We start from the raw sequence: 22477 nt of genomic DNA, 5'->3' as shown, positions 1-22477 counted from the left end.
TAAGTGGTTGGACTTGCAGCGATATCAGTCTCACCGCATCGGTGTCGCCTGAAGCATCTGCATGGAAAACCGCCATTCCAGGATACTTTCCAGAAATCGTCAACTATTTCAGCGAAGTAGTCATGTCTCCGACGTTGCCGGGTCGGTAGTAGCGGTTGTCCGTCGGCTTGTCTGACCGGTTCATTCATCGCTCCGATCGCTTGTAGCCGTCGTATTTAAGCCAGCACTTGACATCGGCAGCGTTAAGGTCGAAGCCGCATTTGGCCGCGCATGCGCGGCCGTTTTTGCGAGGATTCGGGGAATGAAGACCAAGACAGCAGTGGCCAATGCCGGAAACCTGATCATGACCGGTGTCGTGCTGATGCTGCTCGGCGATCTGCTCTTTGCGTTGAACGATGCGATGGGCAAGTGGCTGGTCTCGAGTTTTGCCGTCGGTCAGGTGCTGGTGATCCGCTCGTTCGGAGCTTTTGTCGTGCTCGGACCGATGATCGTGAGACAAGGGCCGATGGCCTTGTTCCGCGTCGAGCAGAAAGGCCTCCAGTTCATGCGGGTGGCCATGGCGACTGGCGATGTCGGCCTGTTCTACGCTGCCGTCGCCTATCTGCCGCTCGCAGATGTTATGACCTTCTACATGGCCGGGCCGATCTATGTTGCGGCGCTTTCGCATTTCTTTCTTGGGGAAAAGATCGGCTGGCGCCGTTGGCTAGCCGTTCTGGTCGGCTTCGCCGGCGTCGTCATCGCGCTGCGTCCGTCCACGGCGATGCTGTCGCTTCCGTCGCTTTTCGGTCTCGCGGGCAGCTTAGCCTTTGCACTGACGCTGGTGATGAGCCGCTATCTGCGCTCGACCAGCGACACGACACTCGTGACATGGCAGACGATCGCCGCCCTTGCCACCGGCATCGTCTTGAGCATCGGCCATTGGCGGCCGGCGACGCCCATCGATTGGCTCGGCATGCTGCTGCTCGGTATCGTAGCCTCTTGCGCGCATTTGCTCATCACGCGCTCGTTGAAGCTCGCACCGGCATCGCTGCTCGCGCCGCTGCAATATACGCTGCTGCTCTGGGCGATTGTGCTGGGCTACATCTTCTTCAACGATATTCCCGATATGCAGATCATCATCGGCGCCGCGATCATCGTCTTTGCCGGTCTCTTCATCTTCCACCGGAAGAACCTGAAGGAAACGGTCCCGGCCGAGGCAGTCCCGCCCGACGGCCATTGAAGGTTATGCCGGCTCATATTAGCGTGAGGCCATCGGTTTGATGCCGCTCGACTATGAGACCGCATGATTGGGCGCTGCTGATTCAGGTCAAATAGCCTGCAGCGTATGGTTCCTGGTCATCGATAACGTGAGTTGAGACCCCCGTAATATAGGCACGGCCTTCAACGCTTGGAATGACTGCGGGTATGCCGGCGTCCAGGGTTACATGACGCTCGATCCGTCCTTTGAATATGGAACCGATCAAGCTCTCGTGGCTGAAAACATCGCCGATCTGCTGCTCTCCGCGTGCTGCCCGGAGCGCCACGCGTGCCGATGTGCCGGTGCCGCACGGTGAGCGATCAATGATTTTGGGGGTCGCGATGACAACTGCGCGCGCGTCGGCGCCCTTCATAGGCGCGCCGCACCACATCGTGTGATGCGCCCCCCGTATGCTCGGATTGTCTGGGTGGACGACATCGATGACGCTGGGAAGTAGCTTGACAAGGACCTGCGCCATTCTTCGCAACTCTTCGGGGGAATAATCCGCACAATCTCCAAAATTCCGCTGGCTCTCGACTATGGGATAAAAATTTCCACCATAGGCGATGTCAAAGACGATGAGGCCGAGATCCGGATGGTTCAATTCGACGCCTTCGGCAAGAACGAAGGAGGGTACGTTGCTGAAACGAACCCCGCTGACTTTCTCACCCGTCTTTTCATATCTGGCCTCAACGACTCCGGCAGGCGTGTCCAGGCGGACAAGGCCGGGTGTCGCCGGTTCAATCAATCCCTTTTCGATGATGAAAGTAACCAACCCGATCGTCGCGTGACCGCACATTGGCAGGCACCCTGAGGTCTCCAGGTAGAGCACGCCGGCGTCGCAATCGCTTCGGGTGGACGGAACCAGCATCGCTCCCGACATCATTTCGTGGCCCCTGGGCTCACACATCAGGCCAGTGCGAATCCAATCGTGGCGGGCGATGAAATCCAGTCGTCTCTCGCTTTGCGTCGCGCCTACAAGATTTGGCTGTCCAGAAGTTATTAGCCGCACGGGCATGCCAGCCGTGTGACCTTCAATGCAATCGAACGTGTAAATGGTCATGTTGGTCACTTCAGTTTAGGGCGTTCAGTTACGCCTCTGATAGCATATTTTGCAGATTGTCGGTCAAATGTCGACATAAATATTGCTTCAAATGTGACCTGCCTCTTCGTGAAATGTCGATTGACATTTTGTTATTGTCGACATTAGATCGACGGATTCTAGATTTGATAAGTGGTTCAGGAGCCCACGCATGAATGAGAAAACCGGCGCCAGAGCACCACTCGCGGTGGTAACGGGCGGAGCAAGCGGGATTGGAGAGGCGACGGTTCGGAAATTTGCCGCGGCCGGCTGGAGAACAATTATCGCTGACATCAATGCTGATCGCGGCAGGAAAATCGCGGACGAATTAACGTTGCAAAACTGCGATTCTCGGTTCGTCTATCTCGATGTTACGGATGAAATGGCCGTCGAAAATTTTTCAGAATCGGTATTTTCCCAAGACGGTGCTGTGGAGGCACTCATCAACTCAGGTGGCATCTTGCAAAATGCGACCCGATTGACGTCCATGCGCGTCGAAGATTTTGACAAGATAATCGGCGTCAACCTTCGCGGAAGCGTTTTGACCGGCAGAGCCTTCGGAAAGAGAATGGCTGAGGCTGGACGCGGCGTGATTATCAACATGTGTTCGCTGACAACCTTTCAGGCTCATCCGCAACCTGCATATGCGATGAGCAAGGCTGCGCTAAGGACATTGACGGAAGTGATGGCTGCCGAATTGGGACCTCAAGGGGTTCGGGTGAATGCCGTAGCGCCCGGTTATACTTTGACGCCGGCGATGCAGGATCGCATCGAGAAAGGAGAGCGCGATCCGTCAAAGGTCGTGTCCAAGTCTGCGCTTCGGAGATTCGTGGAGCCAAGCGAAATAGGCGAAGTAATTTATTTCCTGTGTTCACCCGCTGCAGCCGCGATCACCGGCGTGGTGTTACCGGTAGACTGTGGCTGGCTAGTTTACTCCGTCTACAGCAGCGCGGCCGCGCAGCCGCAATAGGTTGTATGTCGGGAGCCTCAGATGGTTTCATTCGGGTCCAGGCACGCATTGCTGAAACGAGGGCGGGTTCGGATGCGGCGCTCGCCCTGAGACTCTCGGGAGCGCGCGTCGACACGACGCGACCACCGCCTCGGGCTGTGCCCGCCGTACCGCGAAGTTTTGTCAGGCCGTCCCGCCCGGCACGAGATCGAATCCGACATCGACCGTTTGGGGAGGAGCATCCTCCAGAAGGAGTTCCGCGGCCCGCCTTCCTATATCCACACGCCGCGTGAGAATGCTGGCGATGGGCTGCGGGGTGTGGCGGCAGATATCGAGAGCGTTGAAGCCGATGATCGCGAGCCGGTCGGGCACGGAAATTCCCGCGGAAAAGCAATGGAAGTAGCCCCCAAGCGCCATGTCGTCATTGGAGAAATACACGGCCTCAACGTCCGGGGATCGGCTTAAAACACTCGCCAATCCCGCTTTTCCCAGGCTGACGGAGGAGGGAGCGTTCCGGATTTCCCGATCTCTCAGCGCGAGCCCCGCCTGGTTGAGTTGATCGACAAACCCTGCGAAGCGTTTTGCGCTGCGGGTGTCGCGTTCCATGTCGTGTCCGACATAAGCGATGCGTGTATAGCCTTTTTCAATGAGATGGGTGGCAGTCGCCCTGCCGGCCGATCGATGCGAGAATCCGACAGCGATATCTAGCGGTTCTCCATCGATATCCAGCAGCTCCAGAACGCGGCAGCCCGCGGCGCGAAGCAGCTTTCGCGTTCCCTCGGTATGCTCCAGGCCGACAAGCATGACCGCTTCCGGCCGCCACGCCAGAACGGCCGCGACAAGCGCCTCTTCCCGTAGCGGATCATATTCGGTAACGGCGAACACGGCCTGCTTCTGCCGCGTCTCAAGCGCCCGGGTAACGCCGCTCAAGACGTCGGCGAAGACGATATTCGAGAGAGAGGGCACGATGATCGCCACCAGGGGAGTGCCCGTCGATGCCAAGGCTCCTGCGATTCTATTGGGGACATAGCCAAGTTTGTCGACCGCCGCCATGACGCGGGCGCGCGTTTTCTCGGAAAAGGACCCATGATTGCGCAGCACACGCGAGACCGTGCTTTCGCCGACGCCGGCCGCGTCAGCAACCTCGGCCAGTGTGATCGGCGTGTTTTTCAGATCCATTTCCTTCCCCCAGCTCGAGATTCTCGCGAAATGTTCCTTCGAGTGCCTCGCGGGTTTCGGCTTGTCCATCAAGACTTTGGAAAGCGCGTCGCACTCTGAAAAGCGGCCTTTGCAAGCATATTAGAAAAGCACTCCTTTGTTCAATGGCAGCGCTGCCAAAAACTGCTTGGCAGCGCTGCCAAAATTGTTTATAGGAAATGGCAGCGCTGCCAATTTGGGGCGCGGGAGGCGGGACTACCCGTATTTTATCGGAGGAGGAGAGCAATGACGGTGCTGGATCAGGCATCGGCCGCCCGTGCGGGCGCGTCCGAAGCGGTGGAAAATATCGCTTACAAGAAAGTTTTCTGGAGAATTATGCCCTTGCTGATGTTCTGCTACGTGGTCGCTTATCTCGACCGCGTCAATGTCGGCTTCGCCAAATTGCAGATGTCCAGCGAGCTGGGTCTTTCGGAAGCGGCCTATGGTGCCGGTGCCGGCATTTTCTTCATTGGCTACTTCCTTTTCGAAGTGCCCAGCAATCTGCTGATGAACAGGGTCGGCGCGCGGATATGGATCGCCCGCGTCATGATCACCTGGGGTATCATTTCCGCCGCCTTCGCATTCACGTCCTCGGAAAGAATGTTCTACATTCTGCGTTTCCTGCTTGGTCTTGCGGAAGCCGGCTTTTTTCCGGGGATCATTCTTTATCTGGCATCCTGGTATCCGTCCCATCGGCGCGCCAAGATCATTGCGACGTTCATGTCTGCCATCCCAGTTTCCGCCATTTTCGGAAACCCGCTTTCGGGCTGGATCATGGACAGCCTTCACACCTTCAACGGCATGTCCGGATGGCAATGGATGTTCATGATTGAGGCCATCCCCGCTGTGCTGCTCGGCTTTGTCGTCCTTTGCTATCTCGACAACCGTATTGAAGATGCGAAATGGCTGGATCAAAAGGAGAAAGATGTTCTGTTCGCCAACATGGAGGCTGAGAACCGGATCAAGACAGCGAGTCCCAGCAGCCTCGGTGCGACCTTGCGCGACGGTCGGGTATGGCTGATGAGCCTCATCTATTTCTGCTTCGTGCTCGGTCAATACGGCCTGAACTTTTGGATGCCGACGCTCGTCAAGGCTTCCGGGGTTGTCGGCAATTTCAACGTCGGCCTGGTCTCGGCAATCCCCTACATCTGCACATTCATCACTATGCTTGTTCTCGGACGCTCGTCCGATCACTTCCGCGAACGCCGTTGGCATCTCGTCGTCCCTGCCATGATCGCCAGCATCGGCTTCATCGCCGCAACCGCCGCATCGAGTACCGGGGTCGCCATCGCGGCGCTCTCGCTGGCTGCTGCCGGCGCGATCACCTGCGCACCGCTATTCTGGTCCCTGCCGACGGCCTTTCTGGCCGGCACGGGTGCCGCAGCCGGCATCGCGTGGATCAATTCGGTCGGCAATCTTGCGGGCTTCCTGGGACCGTTCATAATCGGTTATCTCAAGGACGCCACAGGCAGTAACTCCATTGGTATGTATTTTCTGGCGGCGGCATTGATCGTCGGTTGCATCGCAACACTTTCCGTGCCGGCAAAGACGGTAAACCGCTGAATGAGTGCCTCCCCGACATCAGGCGCCGGGGAGGCCAACCGCTGTATCATTTAAGGATCATCATATGACAACCCTTCAGGAAAACGCGGAAACGCCCCAGGTGGCGGCCGTCATTGGTCTTGGCGCCATGGGCATGGGCATGGCTCTCTCGCTCAGGAAGGCCGGCTTCGATGTGATCGGCATCGATATTTCCGCGGATGCTGTTTCCCGCTTCGTGCAGGCAGGAGGCCGCTCCGCTTCCAGCATCGCGGAAGCCGCGAAAGAGGCCGACATCGTCGTTTCGGTGGTCGTCAACGCGGCGCAGACGGAAAGCGTCTTGTTCGGTGCGGGCGGCATTGCCGGTGTCATGCGTCCCGGTTCCGTATTTATCTCGTCCGCAACCATGGATCCTGCCGTGGCCGGCAAGCTTGCCGCGCAGCTCGAGGCAAGGGCCGTTCATTATCTTGATGCCCCCATTTCGGGTGGATCGGCGCGTGCCGCCAGTGGTGAGCTGACGGTCATGGCTTCGGGGACAAAGGCTGCCTTCAGCGCTGCGCGCCGCGCGCTCGATGCCATGGCCGCCAAAGTCTATGAGCTCGGCGATACCGCCGGCGCTGGCGCTGCCTTCAAGATGATCAACCAGTTGCTCGCCGGCGTTCACATCGCCGCCGCCTGTGAGGCGATCTCGCTCGCCGCGAAACTGGGACTAGATCTCGACAAGGTCTACGAAGTGATTACCGCATCCGCCGGCAATTCGTGGATGTTCGAAAACCGCATCCCCCATGTGCTCGCCGGCGACTACACGCCCCTCAGCGCCATCGATATTTTCGTGAAGGATCTCGGCATCATCCAGGACATGGCGCGGTCCGAACGCTATCCGGTGCCGCTCAGTGCCGCGGCGTTGCAAATGTACCTTGCGGCTTCCGGCGCCGGCATGGGACGCGACGACGATTCGTCGCTCGCACGCCTTTATGCGCAACTGTCCGGCGCCTCGCTTCCGGAAAAGACAAGGTGAGCCATGCCAACCTTCGCCGCCAATCTGACGATGATGTTCAACGAATGGTCGTTTCTTGACCGTTTCGACGCTGCCGCTGAGGCCGGATTTTCGGCTGTCGAATACCTCTTTCCCTATGACTTCAAGCCGGAAGATATTCAGGAACGGCTTGTCCGCAACGGCCTAACCCAGGCACTTTTCAACATGCCTCCGGGCGATTGGGCCGCCGGCGCGCGAGGGCTGGCATCGCTGCCGGACCGCTTCGGCGATGTGGACGAGGGCGTGACCCGCGCGCTCGTCTATGCCGAAGCCACTGGCGTCAAGAAGATTCACCTGATGGCCGGCCTCGCCGACCGCAGCGATCCGCAAGCGCAAGCCAGCTATCGTCGTGCGGTGGAGCATGCCGCTCATCGACTGGCCGAAAAAGGCATCGATCTTCTGCTGGAACCCATCAATGGGCGCAATATGCCCGGCTATTTCCTCAATGATTTCCATGCGGCTGCGCAGATGATCGATGAATTCGGCCTCACCAATGTGAAGCTGCAGTTTGATATCTACCATTGCCAGATCATTCATGGCGACGTGACGACACGCCTGCGCAAGCTGATGCCAATCAGCGGGCACGTGCAGATCGCCAGCGTGCCGTCGCGTCAGGAGCCGGACGGCGAAGAGCTTAACTATCCATTCCTGTTTTCCGAGCTCGATCAGCTCGGCTACACGGGCTATGTCGGCTGCGAGTATCATCCTCGCGGTCGAACGACTGACGGTTTGGGCTGGTTTGAACCTTATAAGCGGGGATGATCGATGGGTATTCTTCTTGGCGTCATAGCCGACGACTTCACCGGGGCAACCGATATCGCCAGCATTCTCGTACGCGAGGGAATGCGGACGGTGATGTCGATCGGCGTTCCCGCGCCGGCATTCGACGTTCACGACGCCGATGCTGTCGTCGTTGCGCTAAAATCCCGGACCGCTCCCGTCTCGGAAGCTGTCGCGCAATCGCTCGGTGCCCTTCAGTGGCTGCGGACACACGGCGCCGAGCAGATTTTCTTTAAATACTGCTCGACATTCGACTCTACCGCCCAGGGCAATATCGGTCCCGTCGCGGATGCCTTGAGCGACGCGCTTGATGCGAAGATCGCGGTAGTCTGTCCTGCCTTCCCGAAGAACGGGCGGACGGTGTTCAACGGGCATCTTTTCGTCGGCCGCCAGCTATTGCAGGATTCGCCGATGAAGGACCATCCGTTGACGCCGATGCTCCGTTCCGACCTCGTCTCGCTGATGGCGGAACAGTCGGCCCACGATGTTGGTCTCGTTCCTCATGAGGTCGTCTCTGCGGGCGATGCCGCGATTGCGGAAGCTTTTGCCGGTCTCACAGAGACCGGACAACGCTACGCCGTTACGGACGCGATCCATGACGAGCATCTCCGGTCCATCGGACGCGCCGTGCGCGGTCACAAGCTCGTAACCGGCGGCTCGGCGCTCGCCATGGGCCTGCCAGCCAATTTCGGCATTTCGCCGCGCAAGCCGGTCGAACGCGCCTATGGATCCTCGACGCCGCCACGAGCGGCAATCCTCGCCGGCAGTTGCTCCGCCGCCACGCGCCAGCAGCTTGCCAGGGCTAGGGCACTTTGGCCGAGCCGCAGGATCGACCTGGACGCCATAGCCGAAAAGCATCCCGTCGTGGAGGAGGCCATTTCCTGGGCGAAAAGCCAGCCTGTCGACCGGCCGGTCGTGATCTACGGATCTGCCGATCCCGATGAGGTTGAGGAAAACCAGGCGAAATACGGGCGCGAGCAGGCCGGCGCCATGATGGAGCATACACTGGCCGCCATCGCGGAAGGGCTGGTGGCGGATGGCGTCAGCCGGTTGCTGGTGGCAGGGGGAGAAACTTCCGGAGCGGTGATTTCGGCGCTCAAAATACAAGGACTTTCCATCGGTGTCGAGATCGCCCCCGGAGTGCCATGGACGACGACGCTTTCCGATCGGCCCTTGCAGGTGGCGCTCAAAAGCGGCAATTTCGGCGGCCCGGATTTTTTTGAACGCGCCTTGGATATTATCGCATGAGCGAAACAAAAATTCGCGACCAGATCGCCGGTTATGCAAAATCGCTTTTCGATCGCGGCCTGACCGCTGGATCGACCGGAAACATCAGCGTCCGCATTGACGATGGATGGCTGATGACCCCAACCGGATCGTCCATGGGAACGATTGATCCATCGCGCATCGCCAAGTTGGATGAGGCGGGGCGGCACGTTTCGGGCGACGCACCCACCAAGGAAGCGTTTCTCCATCGCGTCATGTACGACAAGCGGCCACGTGCGAGAGCTGTCGTCCATCTGCATTCGACCCATTCTGTCGCGGTTAGCTGTCTCTGCGGGATTGACCATGACGATGTGCTTCCGCCGCTTACGGCCTATTACGTCATGCGCGTCGGACGTCTGCCTCTCGTCCCGTATTATCCGCCCGGCGACGAGGCCCTGGCCAAGGCGGTTGCGGAGCGGATTTCCGATAGCCATGCAGTGCTGCTCGCCAACCACGGCCCGGTTGTTGCCGGCGTCGATCTTTCCGAGGCGGTCTATTCCGCCGAGGAACTTGAGGAAACCGCCAAACTGTTCCTGCTGCTACGCGGCGAGAAAACCAGACCGTTGAGTTGTGACGAGACGACCGAACTGCAACGGCGCTTCCCCGCCAAGTGCTGATGCTCGGCGAGAACTCGGGATCGGCAGAGGCTTAGCGGATCGTCTCCTGGCTGGCTTATGCCGATCGCTAACTCAACGGCACATAGGCGTAAGTCTTGTCGCCGTTATCGCGAACATGGCCAAGCCCAGGAAAGGGGAGGTGCGCGCCCCCGATCATGCACCGGCTCCGCGCTGCGTCGTCGAAGACGCGCCAGTGCTCCTGTTCGGCCTGGGTCCGGTCGACATCATATCCGATCGTGACGGTCGGATCGGCGAACTGAACTGTGGCGACATGGACGATATCGCCCCACAGGAGCAGCTTCTCCCCCTTACTTTCTATCTCGAACATCGTGTGTCCGGGGGTATGCCCATAGGCCGGTTGCGCTCGAATCCCCGGAATCAGGTCGGTACTGCCCTCGAAAGTCTTCAGCTTGCCAGCTTTCATATAAGGGGACAGCGAAGCCATGGTGGCCTGGAAGAAGCGCTTCGCCTCGGCGGGAGCGGCGCGCATTTCTTCTTCGCTCAGCCAGTAATCTGCGTCGCGCTTATCGGCGCGGATAATCGCATTCGGGAAAGCGCGTTCCTCACCCGACATCAGCCCGCCGATGTGATCTGTATGCATGTGGGTGAGATAGACCTCATCCACCTGTTCTGGCCGATAGCCAGCAGAGCGTAGATTGCCGAGCAATTTGCCGGTATGCGGACCCAATAGAGTGCCCGCGCCTGCATCGACCAAAACCAGTTTATCGCCGGTATTCACAAGAAAGGAATTGTGGGAGGTCTCGACCTGCTCGCCGAGAAAGTCGCTTTTCAAGGCTTCGGCTATCCGCGCCGAGTTCCCTTGCAGCAATTTCATCGCTGCAAGAGGGAGCTTGCCGTCGGACAGCGCCATTACCTCGTAGTCACCAACCATCAAGCGATAGAAGCCGGGTGCTTCGCTCGTGGCTATCGGTGCGGCAGCAAACAGGGGGCCGGGCACGGCGCACCCAATGCACATGCATGACGCGATAAGAAGGGAACGGCGGGTAAGATTGATCTGTCTGTTCTCAGTCATCGCTGGCTTCCTTGGGCTGTCGATTGCGGATCGGGCGGCGGGATGCGGGTGCACGACGAAGTCAAACCTTCATTGCTCCCGCGCGGCGCTGCACCGGATGAAGGTTTGCACGGCGCTTTTATTTCGGTCCAATTCAGAGTTTGACGGGACCATCATCATTGGGATGAATGATAGTCGGGGTCGACGAAGCCGGGTTTGATCTGGCCCGCAACAACTACGCTCGTCGCAGGGCTGCGCGCGTATCCTGCCTAGCCGATCATCGGCAAGAGCTCGCTGACCGACTTCTTGGCATCGCCGTAGAACATGCGGGTGTTCTCCTTGAAGAACAGCGGGTTCTCGATGCCGGAATAACCGGTGCCCTGACCGCGCTTGGAGACGAAGACCTGCTTGGCCTTCCAGACTTCGAGCACCGGCATGCCGGATATCGGCGAGTTCGGATCTTCCTGCGCCGCCGGGTTGACGATGTCGTTCGAGCCGATGACGATGACGACGTCGGTATTGGGGAAGTCGTCGTTGATCTCGTCCATTTCCAGCACGATGTCATAGGGAACCTTCGCTTCGGCAAGCAGCACGTTCATGTGGCCGGGCAGACGGCCGGCCACCGGATGGATGGCGAAGCGGACGGTCTTGCCGGCAGCACGCAGCTTGCGGGTCAGTTCCGAGACCGACTGCTGCGCCTGGGCCACCGCCATGCCGTAGCCCGGCACGATCACGATGCTGTCGGCCTCGTCCAAGGCGGCCGCGACGCCCTCGGCACTAATGGCGATCTGCTCGCCGATGATCTCCATCTGCGCGCCGGTGCTCGCGCCGAAGCCGCCGAGGATCACCGAGACGAAGGAGCGGTTCATCGCCTTGCACATGATGTAGGAGAGGATCGCACCCGAGGAGCCGACTAGGGCGCCGGTGACGATCAGGAGATCGTTGCCGAGCGTGAAGCCGATCGCCGCGGCCGCCCAGCCGGAATAGCTGTTCAGCATCGAGACGACGACCGGCATGTCGGCGCCGCCAATGCCCATGATCAGGTGATAGCCGATGAAGAAGGCAAGTGCCGTCATCAGGACGAGCGTCCAGACCCCGGCGCCATTGAAGTACATCAACAGCAGGATCAGCGACAGGATCGCGGCGCTCGCGTTGAGAACGTGCCCGCCCGGCAGCTTCCTGGCCTTGCCGTCCAATTTGCCGGCAAGCTTGCCGAAGGCGACGACCGAGCCGGTGAAGGTGACGGCGCCGATGAAGATGCCAAGGAAGACCTCGACCTTCATGATCGACAGTTCCACCATGTCCTTGTGGGCCAATATGCCGGCAAATCCGGTGAGCGCTGCGCGGGAAGCATCGTCGAGAGAAGCGACATGGGCCGCTTCGAGATGGGCATTGAAGCCGATGAACACCGCGGCAAGGCCGACGAAGGAATGCAGCGCCGCAACGAGCTGCGGCATTTCCGTCATCTGCACCCGGCTCGCCACATAATGGCCGAGCACCGCGCCGCCTGCGATCATCAGCGCGATGATGAACCAATTGCCGACGGTCTTGTCGATCATGGGGCCGAAGATCGTGGCAACTACGGCAAGGGCCATGCCGACAATGCCGTACCAGACGGCGCGCTTGGCGCTTTCCTGGCCGGACAGGCCGCCGAGCGAGAGGATGAAGAGAACCGCTGCCGCAACATAGGCGGCCGATACAATACCGATGGTCATTGTGAAGATCCCTGCCGCTTAAGACTTCTGGAACATGGCGAGCATGCGCCGGGTGACGAGGAAGCCGCCGACGATGTTGATGGTGGCGATCAGCACTGACAGCGCCGCCAGCGTCACCACCAGCCCGTTGCCCGAGCCGATCTGCAACAGCGCGCCGAGGATGACGATGCCGGAGACGGCGTTGGTCACCGCCATCAGCGGCGTGTGCAGCGAATGGCTGACGTTCCAGATCACCTGGAAGCCGACGAAACAGGCGAGCACGAAGACGACAAAATGGCTCATGAAGCTCGACGGCGCATAGGCGCCGACCAGCAGCAGAAGTGCGGTGCCGATGACGAGCAGGATGCCTTGGTTCCTGGTCTGCGCCTTGAAGGCGGCCAGTTCCCGGGCCCGCTTTTCCTCCGGCGTCGGCTCCTTCACCTTTTCCTTCGGCTTGGCGGCGGCGATCGCCTGCACCTTCGGCGGTGGCGGCGGATAGGTGATTGCGCCATCCTTGGTGACGGTCGCACCGCGGATGACGTCATCGTCCATGTTGTGGACGATCACCCCGTCTTTGCCCGGCGTCAGATCCGTCAGCATGTGGCGGATATTGGTGGCATAAAGCGTCGAGGCCTGCGCCGCCATGCGGCTCGGGAAATCCGTATAGCCGATGACGATCACGCCATTGTCGGAGACGATGCGCTCGTCGGGGACCGTCAGGTCGCAATTGCCGCCACGTTCGGCGGCCAAGTCGATCACGACCGAGCCCGGCTTCATCGCTGCCACCATATCGGCAAGCCACAGCTTCGGCGCATCGCGGCCGGGGATCAGGGCGGTGGTGATGACGATGTCGATCTGAGGCGCCAGTTCCCGGAACTTGGCAAGCTGCTTCTCGCGGAACTCCGGCGAGGACGGCGCGGCATAACCGCCGGTCGCGGCGCCATCCTGCTGTTCTTCGCCGAAGTCGAGGAAGACGAATTCCGCCCCCATGGATTCGATCTGCTCGGCCACCTCAGGGCGCACGTCGAAGGCATAGGTGATGGCGCCGAGCGAGGTTGCCGTGCCGATCGCCGCAAGCCCTGCGACACCCGCGCCGATCACCAAGACCTTGGCCGGCGGCACCTTGCCGGCGGCCGTCACCTGACCGGTGAAGAAGCGGCCAAAATTATTGCCGGCCTCGATCACCGCGCGATAGCCGGCAATATTGGCCATCGACGACAGGGCATCCATCTTCTGGGCTCGGCTGATGCGCGGCACCATGTCCATGGCGATGACATTCGCTCCGCTGGAGCTGGCCTGATCGAGAAGCTCCTTGTTCTGCGCCGGGTAGAAGAAGGAGATCAGCGTCTTGCCAGGCTCCAGCCGATCAACCTCTGCGGCTTCAGGGGGCCGGACCTTGGCAATGACGTCGGATGTCTCGTAGAGCAAAGCCGCGCTGTCGACCACCGTGACACCCACGCCACGATAGGCCTCGTCCGAAAATCCGGCCGCTTTTCCAGCACCGGTTTCGATCACGCACTCGTAACCCAGTTTCTGGAGCTGAAGAGCGGCCTCTGGCGTCATCGCAACGCGCGCTTCTCCTGCGGCTCTTTCCTTAACTGCTCCGATCTTCATCGTATCTTATCCCCCGACGATCGCGCCGCGCCGCCGTCAGCCTGCTCGTCCAATCACTGCCATGAAATCGCATTGAACCAGCGAAGGTCCTTCCACCAACAAGGGCTGCGAGTGTCGAGCCGGTCGGGTTTCGGGGTCCGGGAACATGCGCACCCATTCCTCATTGAGCGGCTCTCGATTGTTGCGGTCGCGCAGATAGACCGTCATCTTGATGATGTCATCGGTGCTGCCGCCGGCGGCCTCGACGATCGTCTTCATATTTGCGAACACATGGGCGCACTGGGATGTGAGGTCCTCCGGCATGACTTGCGTTTCGGGATCTACGCCGTGGATCGCACCCGAGACGACCAGGTTCCCGATTCGACACGCGTTGGGGACCGGGAACTTGTGGGCTAAGCGTTCGACGGTGACGCTCTTGCGGCGGCTTGTGGCGGAGCTTGCCTGCACCACATCGGTCGGATTGGTCATTGGCGATTGAGACATGTGTTTCTCCTGTCATCTCACTTCAGCGCTCCATCGGGCGCCGCTGAAAGCGCATGGTTTCTGGCAGTGCATTTAGTTACTTTGGCGCATCCGCGGGGTTCGCATAGTTTGTGCCGCTCGGCCCATATCCGGTAATCGCGACGAGGGCTGGCTCGTCTCGCGTTTCCCCGAAATGGTTGGCATTGGCGGGTTCGGTGTAGATGCCTCCCGCCGGAAGCGCATTGAGCTTGGTTTCATCGTAGGTATTGCCAAACCCAACGTAGAAGGTGCCCGACAAGACGGTCACGAAGCGGGAATCGGGATGCGATAGCGGCATGATGCGCTTGTGTGGTTCGAGGCGCAGCAGAACCGTGTAAAGTCCTGCTTTCGTCGGATCGCCATAAAGCATTTCAGCGCTCTGACCCGAAACCTGGGACACGCCGACCGTCTTCGAGGCGCTCTGAGTGATCGAAAGTTGCTGGGGTGTCGCAACCATGATTTGCATTGGTCCGCCTGCGGCTTGCGCTTGGGCGATGCTCCCTTGTGTCGCCAAAGTCATGGCAAGAACCAGGTACGGGAAAGTTGATTTCATTGGTCTCTCCTTGGTCCAGAAAGAAGCTCCACGGAAGCATCCAGGTTGCGTCGTGGAGGGTTGCGATTTGTCCCAAGCGCATGCGCTCGGCAAACCGGTGGTTGGTCATTTCGTCTCTCGGGGCGCGGGCCCGAGGTCCTATGTCATCTCTGTGGATCGCATATCGCGTGCCGTCGGGTTCCAACGGTCCCTGTGGGGTCAGGGGCTACCCGCAGCGGTTTGTTCCCTCGTTGCGGCGGACTGGTCGTCCTCATCCGCCGTTGGACCGAGGCCTGGCATAAGATTGATGCCTTTCGTTTCAGGAAGCAGCAGCGTTGCCACGATCGCGATGCTGTAGCCGAGCAACGCAATCAGCCCGATGGCCTCTGCCAAGGTGATCCACTGCGCCAGAATGCCGATGCAGGAGACTGCGATAGCACCGGCCGCCTTGCCGAAGTTATAGGCGAAGCTTTGGCCGCTGCCACGTATCGCTGTCGGGAAGAGTTCGGTAAAGAAGGGACCCAGCGCTGCGTAGTTGCCGATCGTGAAGAAGCCGAATGGCACACCCATCAGAATGAGTCCCCAGCCCGATAGCGGCAGGAACATATAGGCAATGGTCACCACCCATGAGCAGACCAGAAACAACTGGAATGTCCGTCGCCGTCCGAGCACGTCGGACAGGTATGCGCTTGCCAGGAAACCGAAGAACGAACCGCCGGTAACCAGAAATACGTAGTAGCCTGAGGCGCTTGGCGAGAGGTGACGGACCGTCTTCATGAACGTCGGCAGCCAGTTGACAATTGCTCCGCCCACGCCGACGACGCCGAAAGCCAGCAGTGAAGCAAGGATCGTCACCTGCAGCATGCCAGGGTGGAAGATCGCGCTGAGGCTCGGGTCGCGGCCGGTGGCCTTTATCGCAGCTCGGGTCTGCTGATAGAGTTCCGGCTCCTCGATCGTTCGGCGCAGATGCAGAACCAGAAGTCCGGGCAGCACGCCAATCATCAGCAGGGTCCGCCATGCATATTCCGCCGGTACGTAGGCCAGAACGATGCTGGCCAATATGGCCGCGGCACTCCAGCCGACGCCAAAACCACTTTGAACGCTGCCCACCGCCTTGCCGCGGTGGATAGGCCGGATGATCTCGCCCATCAGCACGGCACCAGCGGCCCACTCACCGCCGAAGCCCAGCCCTTGCAGCACCCGCACGACGATGAGCTGTTCGAAGTTCTGCGTGAAGCCGGCGATGAGAGTGAACACCGAGAACCATAAAATGGTGAACTGCATGACGCGGACGCGGCCGAAGCGGTCTGCCAGATAACCGCATGCCCAGCCACCCACGGCGGCCGAGAGGAGTGTCGCTGTGGCGAGATAGCCCGCTTGCGCCGTCGTCAATCCCCATGCTGCGATCAGCACCGGAAGCACAAAGCTGAACAGTTGCGCATCCATCGCGTCCACTGCCCACCCCGCAAAGCATCCCCAGAACGTATTTCGCTCTCTATTTGTTAGCTCGCGATACCAGCCAAACATTTGGTCTCCTCCCAATGTTGATTTTTCGCACTCAGCCGGTCACACAACGAGCGGCGTCAGGCCTCCGTCCATCGTCAACGACGCGCCGGTCACGTAGGATGCTCGAACGCTGGCGAGATAAAGCGCGGCATCGGCCACCTCCTCTGGGGTGGCATAGCGCCCAAGCGGTATGCGCTGCTGGTTTTGACGCAGCAGCTCCTCCGGCGGCTTTCCGGTGGCGCGCGATTCCGCGTCCAGCGACATTTGCACCCGATCGGTCATCGTGGCCCCGGGATTGATGACGTTGACGCGTATGCCCGCGTGTCCCCAAGCTGCAGCCAGACCGGCCGAGGCCAGCATCAGCGCCGCGTTCGCAGCGCCGCCAGGAATATGGATCGGCGAGGCGATCTTGCCGCCAGTGCCGATAATGTTGACGATCGCACCCGCGCGCCGCGACACCATGCGCGGCAAGACATAGTCCATGACGTTCATGTAGGTGAAGAACTTCGCGTCCATCGCGATGCGCCACTTGTCCGGCGTTAGTTCGCTCGGGGGTACGCGCACGGCGCCACCGGCGGAATTGACCAGCACAGCAATCGGTCCGACCTGCTCCTCAACCGCAATGACTGCACGCTCGGCTGCGGTGCCATCCGACAGGTCCGCGGCGAAGGGTGTGACGTCGATGCCGTCGGCCGCAAGTGCTGCCCGGGCGGCGGCCAGATTATCGGCGCCGCGCGATACGATAGCCACGCGGGCGCCTTCCCTGGCGAAGGCCCGGGCGCAGGCAAGACCGATGCCTTTGCTGCCGCCCGTGATCAAAACGACTTTGCCGTCCAGCTCAAGGTTCATTGCGCATTCTCCTGTTTCAGCACATCCGGATTGTGGATGTTGATCGGCGCGCCCTGGGCAAAGGCGACGATCTGGTCAAAGGCATTGCCATAGGCATATTCGTAGTTGTCGCGCTCGACATAGCCGAGATGTGGCGTGCACAAGGCGTTTGGCAGCATCAGCAAGGGGTCGCTCGGGTCGGTCAAAGGTTCGTGCTCAAACACGTCGACTGCCGCTTTGCCGGGGCGGCCGTTGCGCAAGGCTGCGACCAGCGCCCCAGGCTTGATCAGCTCCGCTCGGCTCGTGTTCACCAGCAGGGCCGTCGGCTTCATCAGGGCAAGGTCGTCGGCGTCGATCAAGCCGGCAGTCTCGGCATTCAGGCGCAGGTGCAGGCTGAGCACGTCCGATTGCTCGAACAGGGCCTGCTTGCTCGCGGCAACTGGAAGGCCCTCTTGCCGCGCCCGGTCCAGAGACCCCTGGCGCCCCCAGATCAGCAACTCCATGCCGAAGGCGACGCCGATCCGCGCCACCATCGCGCCAAGCCGGCCAAAGCCATAGATTCCGAGTGTGCGGCCTCGCAGTCCGAGTCCGACGGTCGTCTGCCATGACCCTTCCCGAAGCGCGGCGCTTTCAAGCGGAATGTTGCGCATCGCCGAGAGGATCAGGCCCCAGGTGAACTCCACCGTTGGATATGAAGGCCGTTGCGTCAGAGCCGAGGAGACCAGAACGCCGTGCCGCGTGCATGCGGCGAGATCGATGTGCGGCACATGGCCATTCTGGCTGATCAGCCTGAGGTTCGGCAGTCGGCTGACCAGCACTTCGTCCACCTTGGTCCGCTCGCGCAGCAGCACGAGTACGTCGGCATTGGCAAGTCGCTCTGCCAACATGTTCACGTCGGCTACCGCATCGTTCCAAATCGTCACCTCATGGCCTTGAAGTTTGCTGAAGCAGTCGAGCGTACGAACGACATCCTGATAGTCGTCGAGGATAGCCACACGCAGTCTGGGGGTGAGATTAGCCATTATAGTCACTCTTTGCTCGGCAAGTCGGCAACTGCGGTCCCTGCATCGATTGCACCGCATTTTTCGTGCTCGAAGGCAGCCTTCGCCAGCGCCCGCTCCAGCACCTCGGCCGCGCGCGCAATCGGGATGAAGCAGACGCCGGTCTCATCGGCGACGACGATATCGCCGGGCGCGACGCGAATGCCGGCGATCTGGATATCGCCATTGATTTCCACCGTCTCGATGCGCCATTTGCCCGTAACCGGGGTGATCTCGGTGGCCCAGAGTGGATATTCCACACGACGGGAATGGCCGACGTCACGGATGCCACCGAAGACGATGGCGCCGGCTTCGCCCTGCCGTTTGCCGGTCTGCGCCGAAATGCCGCCCATGTTGGATATGCCGGCAACACCATCGATGACGACGACGTCACCAGGCAGCGCCAGATTGTGAGCCTCGAACTCCGCCATGCGGTTCACATGGTTGCGGGCAGTTTCGTAGACATGGTCGCGTTGCATGATATTGCGCACGGTCAGGGCCGGCCCGACGATGCTTGCGTTCGGCAGGGTCGGCTTGAGAACCGATGCTCCGATAGCGCCGGTGATGCCCAGCTCGTCCATGACGTCGGCGACCACGCTCGTCGCATCGGGGATGCGTTTGAACTTCTCGATGAGGCCATGCGGCGGACGTGGCGCCCGCATCAGACGAATACGATCGGGGCTGATCTTACCGGTCAGCTTCGGCAACAGGTCTCCGGCAGGAGCATCATTCATGAGATAAATCCTCGCAGTATATTGCGCAGTTGTCTGTCGCAGCCTTATCTCCGATGCAGGACATCATCGTTCTGGCTCTTGTCGATACAGTTGCCCAAAAGGTTTGAATCGTCCAATTTAGATTTAGAGGGCACGATTATCATCGTGGTGAATAACATGCGGCTTGATCTCAACCTGCTGGTGGTCATTGAAGCGATTATGCTGGAGCGGAACGTGACGCGAGCCGCAGCCAGTCTGTCGATGAGCCAGCCAGCAGTCAGCAACGCGCTTCGGCGCGCCCGAAAATTGACGCACGACCAACTTTTCCTAAAAGTTGCGGACGGCGTTCAGCCAACCTCACGGATGCTCGCCATTTGGCCCGAGCTTCACCGTTCGCTCGCGGTCATCAGAGCCTCAATCGCACCGGAGCAATTCGACCCGCGCTCGGACCCGACCAGCTTCCGAATTGCCGTTACGGATAGCCTTGCCGAGGAAGCGGTCTGCGGCATTGCGCTGAAGCTGCGCGCGATGTCACCCTATGCCCGCTTGGCATTTTCTTTCCATACCAATGCGAGCTCTCTTGAGGGGATAGAGCGTGGCACGCTTGACTGCGCCGTCGGTATGTTTCCGTCGCTCCCACGAGACATCCATGTTCAGGGGCTTCGGACAGATCACTACATGTGCGTGATGCGGCGAGGACATGCATTAGAGGGAGAGATGGACCTTGATCAGTTCGTCGCAGCTTCGCATGTGCTGGTGACGCCATCGGGGATGGATTTGGGCGTGATCGATGGCTGGTTGAGCCTGCATGGTCGCACAAGGACAATCGCCGTCGTCGTCAACCATTTTGTCGATGCGCTGCGCATTGTCGCGGGAAGCGACCTGATGACCTGTGTGCCCAGCGGATTCATCAACGGACATGGCCGATCGCTCGTCTCCCAGCATGGATTGGTCGTTCGTCATCTTCCTTTCGAGGCCGAGAAGCTGGTCTATAAGCTCGTGTGGCATGAACGCGTTCACACCCATCCCGCTCACCAATGGTTCCGCTCGCTTGTTGCCGGTATTTGCGGAAACGTCGGAGCGGATAATGCCGGCTGAGTGCTGTGGTCATACATTCAATGCGGAGTTTTCCCATCGGGTAGCCGCCAACGACCGTTTTTCATCCGTGAAAAATACCCTGCAGATTTGGCTGTTTGCCACTCGGGCAGCTGCCCCTATCTCTCCCCGCAACGGCAAACGATCGCGGAGGATGACATGCTGACTGAACCCGACAATGCTACCACAATGGTTCTCTGGAATGGCCGCGAGATTCCGCGCCTCGGCATGGGATGCTGGGCGATCGGCGGGCCGTTTTATGCCGGCGACGTTCCACTTGGCTGGGGCGATGTCGATGACGATGAATCGATCCGTGCTATCGAGCGGGCGGTGGATCTCGGCATTCGCTTCTTCGATACCGCCTCGAATTATGGGGCTGGGCATTCCGAAGAGGTGTTAGGTCGGGCGATTGGCAATCGAGGCGACATCGTCATCGCCACCAAATTCGGCTCCGCGACGGACGAGAAGACCAAACAAGCGATCGGCGCTTTCGCCGACCCGGCCTTCATCCGGCAGTCCGCCGAGACGTCCTTGCGCCGGCTGCGCCGCGATCGTTTGGACCTGTTGCAGTTCCATCTCAACGATTTTCCGCTCGAAGCGTCGGACGAGGTATTTGAAACGCTGGAAAGGCTAAAGGACGAAGGCAAGATCGACGCTTTCGGCTGGAGCACGGACCATCCGGATCGTGCCGCACGTCATCTGCATCGCGCGGGATTCGTGTCGATCCAGCATACGATGAATGTCTTCGAGCCGGCTTCGGCGATGATCGATATCATCGAGCGCAATGGCCTGATTTCCATCAATCGCGGTCCGCTCGCCATGGGGTTGCTCAGCGGCAAGTTCACGCCTGACAAAACGGTCGGCGAGAAGGATGTGCGTGGCGCAAGCCTCGGCTGGATGATCTACTTCAAGGAGGGCAAGATCGCTCCTGAATTTGCCGCCCGTCTGGAAGCGGTCCGCGATCTGCTGACCGAAGACGGTCGCACGCTGACGCAGGGTGCGCTTGCATGGCTATGGGCGCGCTCGTCGCGCACGCTGCCAATTCCCGGCTTCCGCACGGTGGCCCAGGTCGAGGAAAATGCCGGTGCCCTCGCGAAGGGACCGCTGCAGCCAGATGTAATGGCGAAAATCGATAAAGCGCTGGCTGGCCTCTAGCCTGGTCATGCCGCGACAAGGTCCTGCTTTCATCTCGCGCTCGCGGATCGATCGTCCGCTGAACCATCTGCGTGAATTCGATCACGGCCGCCGAGCTTTGCCATATAAAGTGCCCGGTCCGCGCGGGCATATAGGCTGAGGGCTGTGTCACCCGGCTGCGCGCACGCTATGCCTGCCGAAAATGTGTATTGAAATTCTGGATGCTCCGGCAGCGGTCTGGCTTTGCGAACGGAAACGAGCATCCGTTCGACGATCAAATGTGCCTGGCCGATGGGAGTGGCTGGAAGCGTGAGCACGAATTCCTCCCCGCCGATGCGTCCGAAGCAATCGGTGCGCCGAACGAGGCTATGAACCCGCTTTGCGAAGTCTCTGAGCACCAAGTCGCCAATCTGATGGCCGAATTGGTCGTTGATGCTTTTGAAGCGGTCGATATCGAGGACGCAGAGGCAGCCGGACGATGGCTCGGCGTCCTTTCGTGGCAGCAACATGTCTTCGACACGGGCGGTGATGAAGCGGCGATTGGCAATACCGGTCAGTTCATCGGTATAGGAGGCCTTTATTGCCAGATCCCGGTCCTGCCGGACCGTGCGTGTCTTTGCCTTCAAACCCGTCACATCGCTGGCGACACACAGCATCCACCCATCTTTTTGAACCATCTCCGTCATCCAAAGCCAACGACCGTCGACGAGATCGGTTTCAAAAGCTCGGTAGCCGATCTTCCCGCGGCGGGATTGGGTGGAAATCAACCATTCTTCAAAGTCTGCAGCGTGGATGACAGTGCCCCGTTTCGCATGGAAATTCCGCCGCATCAGATCTGGCCAGAAAGGGGTCTCATCGGGCTCGATGAAAAAGGTCATCCGAAACGCCTTGTTCGCGTAGCGCAATCGGTCAAATTCATCATAGGCAGCTACGAGAACAGGGGCGCTCTCGAATAGTTCAAACAGTCGGCTGATGTCATTATCCATGGGATCGACTTTGACAATCCTCGTGCGTGTTCTCATGAAGCCGGACGGTTGGAAGCGCCTCAACGGTCTATTTGTCGCCGAACGATGATCAGGTCAAGCTTAAGTAACATCGACGGGGGT

21 protein-coding genes are annotated in these 22477 nt (G+C 59.9%); 9 read left to right on the top strand and 12 right to left on the bottom strand.

From position 1 onward, the window contains the following. The first annotated feature begins 301 nt into the window (after nt 1-301). Nucleotides 302-1219 carry a DMT family transporter gene (locus tag N2601_RS27145; RefSeq protein WP_260304396.1) on the top strand — a complete coding sequence of 306 codons (918 nt, stop codon included), beginning with the start codon at nt 302-304 and terminating at the stop codon, nt 1217-1219. A gap of 82 nt (nt 1220-1301) precedes the next feature. Here N2601_RS27145 and N2601_RS27140 read toward each other — a convergent pair whose 3' ends face one another. Further along, complete coding sequence (locus tag N2601_RS27140; RefSeq protein WP_104827479.1) at nt 1302-2300, bottom strand: 4-hydroxyproline epimerase; 999 nt, start codon at nt 2298-2300, stop codon at nt 1302-1304. A 190-nt stretch (nt 2301-2490) separates the two neighbouring features. Here N2601_RS27140 and N2601_RS27135 point away from each other — a divergent pair, with 190 nt between their 5' ends. Beyond that, nucleotides 2491-3288: an SDR family NAD(P)-dependent oxidoreductase gene (locus tag N2601_RS27135; protein WP_260304395.1), complete on the top strand. Its 798-nt coding sequence runs from the start codon at nt 2491-2493 to the stop codon at nt 3286-3288. Between the two features lie 162 nt (nt 3289-3450). Here the strand turns inward: N2601_RS27135 and N2601_RS27130 are convergent, their stop codons facing one another. After that, nucleotides 3451-4446 (bottom strand): LacI family DNA-binding transcriptional regulator, encoded by a 996-nt coding sequence (locus N2601_RS27130; protein WP_260304394.1) that lies wholly within the window; start codon nt 4444-4446, stop codon nt 3451-3453. A 264-nt stretch (nt 4447-4710) separates the two neighbouring features. Here N2601_RS27130 and N2601_RS27125 point away from each other — a divergent pair, with 264 nt between their 5' ends. From N2601_RS27125 to otnC, 5 genes are all read left to right on the top strand, one after another. After that, nucleotides 4711-6027, top strand: coding sequence for an MFS transporter (locus N2601_RS27125; RefSeq protein WP_104827476.1), 1317 nt, complete (start codon nt 4711-4713; stop codon nt 6025-6027). A 64-nt stretch (nt 6028-6091) separates the two neighbouring features. After that, a complete protein-coding gene (gene ltnD / locus N2601_RS27120; RefSeq protein WP_260304393.1) occupies nt 6092-7021 on the top strand; it encodes an L-threonate dehydrogenase in 930 nt (309 codons plus the stop codon). Nucleotides 7022-7024: 3 nt separating this feature from the next. Beyond that, nucleotides 7025-7801, top strand: a complete 777-nt coding sequence (gene otnI, locus N2601_RS27115; protein ID WP_260304392.1) for a 2-oxo-tetronate isomerase — start codon at nt 7025-7027, stop codon at nt 7799-7801. 3 nt (nt 7802-7804) lie between these two features. Beyond that, nucleotides 7805-9067: a 3-oxo-tetronate kinase gene (otnK, locus tag N2601_RS27110; protein ID WP_260304391.1), complete on the top strand. Its 1263-nt coding sequence runs from the start codon at nt 7805-7807 to the stop codon at nt 9065-9067. Beyond that, nucleotides 9064-9702 carry a 3-oxo-tetronate 4-phosphate decarboxylase gene (gene otnC / locus N2601_RS27105; RefSeq protein ID WP_104827472.1) on the top strand — a complete coding sequence of 213 codons (639 nt, stop codon included), beginning with the start codon at nt 9064-9066 and terminating at the stop codon, nt 9700-9702. Before otnK ends, otnC begins: the two co-directional genes overlap by 4 nt. A gap of 67 nt (nt 9703-9769) precedes the next feature. Here the strand turns inward: otnC and N2601_RS27100 are convergent, their stop codons facing one another. The 9 genes from N2601_RS27100 to N2601_RS27060 form a co-directional block, all read right to left on the bottom strand. Beyond that, nucleotides 9770-10735, bottom strand: a complete 966-nt coding sequence (locus N2601_RS27100; protein ID WP_104827471.1) for an MBL fold metallo-hydrolase — start codon at nt 10733-10735, stop codon at nt 9770-9772. Between the two features lie 248 nt (nt 10736-10983). Continuing rightward, nucleotides 10984-12429, bottom strand: a complete 1446-nt coding sequence (locus N2601_RS27095; RefSeq protein WP_104827470.1) for an NAD(P)(+) transhydrogenase (Re/Si-specific) subunit beta — start codon at nt 12427-12429, stop codon at nt 10984-10986. A gap of 18 nt (nt 12430-12447) precedes the next feature. After that, on the bottom strand, nt 12448-14022 hold the full coding sequence (locus N2601_RS27090; RefSeq protein WP_104827469.1) for a Re/Si-specific NAD(P)(+) transhydrogenase subunit alpha: 1575 nt from the start codon (nt 14020-14022) through the stop codon (nt 12448-12450). Between the two features lie 36 nt (nt 14023-14058). Continuing rightward, complete coding sequence (locus N2601_RS27085; protein WP_245464117.1) at nt 14059-14505, bottom strand: RidA family protein; 447 nt, start codon at nt 14503-14505, stop codon at nt 14059-14061. A 76-nt stretch (nt 14506-14581) separates the two neighbouring features. Further along, entirely contained in the window at nt 14582-15076 is a 495-nt protein-coding gene (locus tag N2601_RS27080) for a cupin domain-containing protein (protein ID WP_104827467.1), read from the bottom strand. A gap of 198 nt (nt 15077-15274) precedes the next feature. Then, a complete protein-coding gene (locus N2601_RS27075; RefSeq protein ID WP_104827466.1) occupies nt 15275-16582 on the bottom strand; it encodes an MFS transporter in 1308 nt (435 codons plus the stop codon). Between the two features lie 39 nt (nt 16583-16621). Then, the gene (locus tag N2601_RS27070; protein WP_104827465.1) at nt 16622-17410 is read right to left on the bottom strand and encodes an SDR family oxidoreductase; all 789 of its coding nucleotides are present in this window, start codon (nt 17408-17410) and stop codon (nt 16622-16624) included. Then, nucleotides 17407-18411, bottom strand: coding sequence for a D-2-hydroxyacid dehydrogenase family protein (locus N2601_RS27065; protein ID WP_245464116.1), 1005 nt, complete (start codon nt 18409-18411; stop codon nt 17407-17409). Before N2601_RS27065 ends, N2601_RS27070 begins: the two co-directional genes overlap by 4 nt. A 5-nt stretch (nt 18412-18416) precedes the next feature. Beyond that, nucleotides 18417-19163 (bottom strand): RraA family protein, encoded by a 747-nt coding sequence (locus N2601_RS27060; RefSeq protein WP_104827464.1) that lies wholly within the window; start codon nt 19161-19163, stop codon nt 18417-18419. 78 nt (nt 19164-19241) lie between these two features. Here N2601_RS27060 and N2601_RS27055 point away from each other — a divergent pair, with 78 nt between their 5' ends. Together N2601_RS27055 and N2601_RS27050 are read left to right on the top strand one after the other, a co-directional pair. Then, the gene (locus tag N2601_RS27055) at nt 19242-20240 is read left to right on the top strand and encodes a LysR family transcriptional regulator (protein WP_260304390.1); all 999 of its coding nucleotides are present in this window, start codon (nt 19242-19244) and stop codon (nt 20238-20240) included. A 156-nt stretch (nt 20241-20396) separates the two neighbouring features. Beyond that, the gene (locus tag N2601_RS27050) at nt 20397-21392 is read left to right on the top strand and encodes an aldo/keto reductase (RefSeq protein WP_104827462.1); all 996 of its coding nucleotides are present in this window, start codon (nt 20397-20399) and stop codon (nt 21390-21392) included. A gap of 29 nt (nt 21393-21421) precedes the next feature. Here N2601_RS27050 and N2601_RS27045 read toward each other — a convergent pair whose 3' ends face one another. Beyond that, nucleotides 21422-22357, bottom strand: coding sequence for a sensor domain-containing diguanylate cyclase (locus N2601_RS27045; RefSeq protein ID WP_260304389.1), 936 nt, complete (start codon nt 22355-22357; stop codon nt 21422-21424). Nucleotides 22358-22477: the final 120 nt, after the last annotated feature.

Source organism: Rhizobium sp. CB3060 (assembly GCF_025200735.1).
GTDB lineage: Bacteria > Pseudomonadota > Alphaproteobacteria > Rhizobiales > Rhizobiaceae > Rhizobium.
The sequence above is the reverse complement of the archived record's forward strand: the minus strand, read 5'-3'. Positions and strand labels throughout refer to the sequence as shown.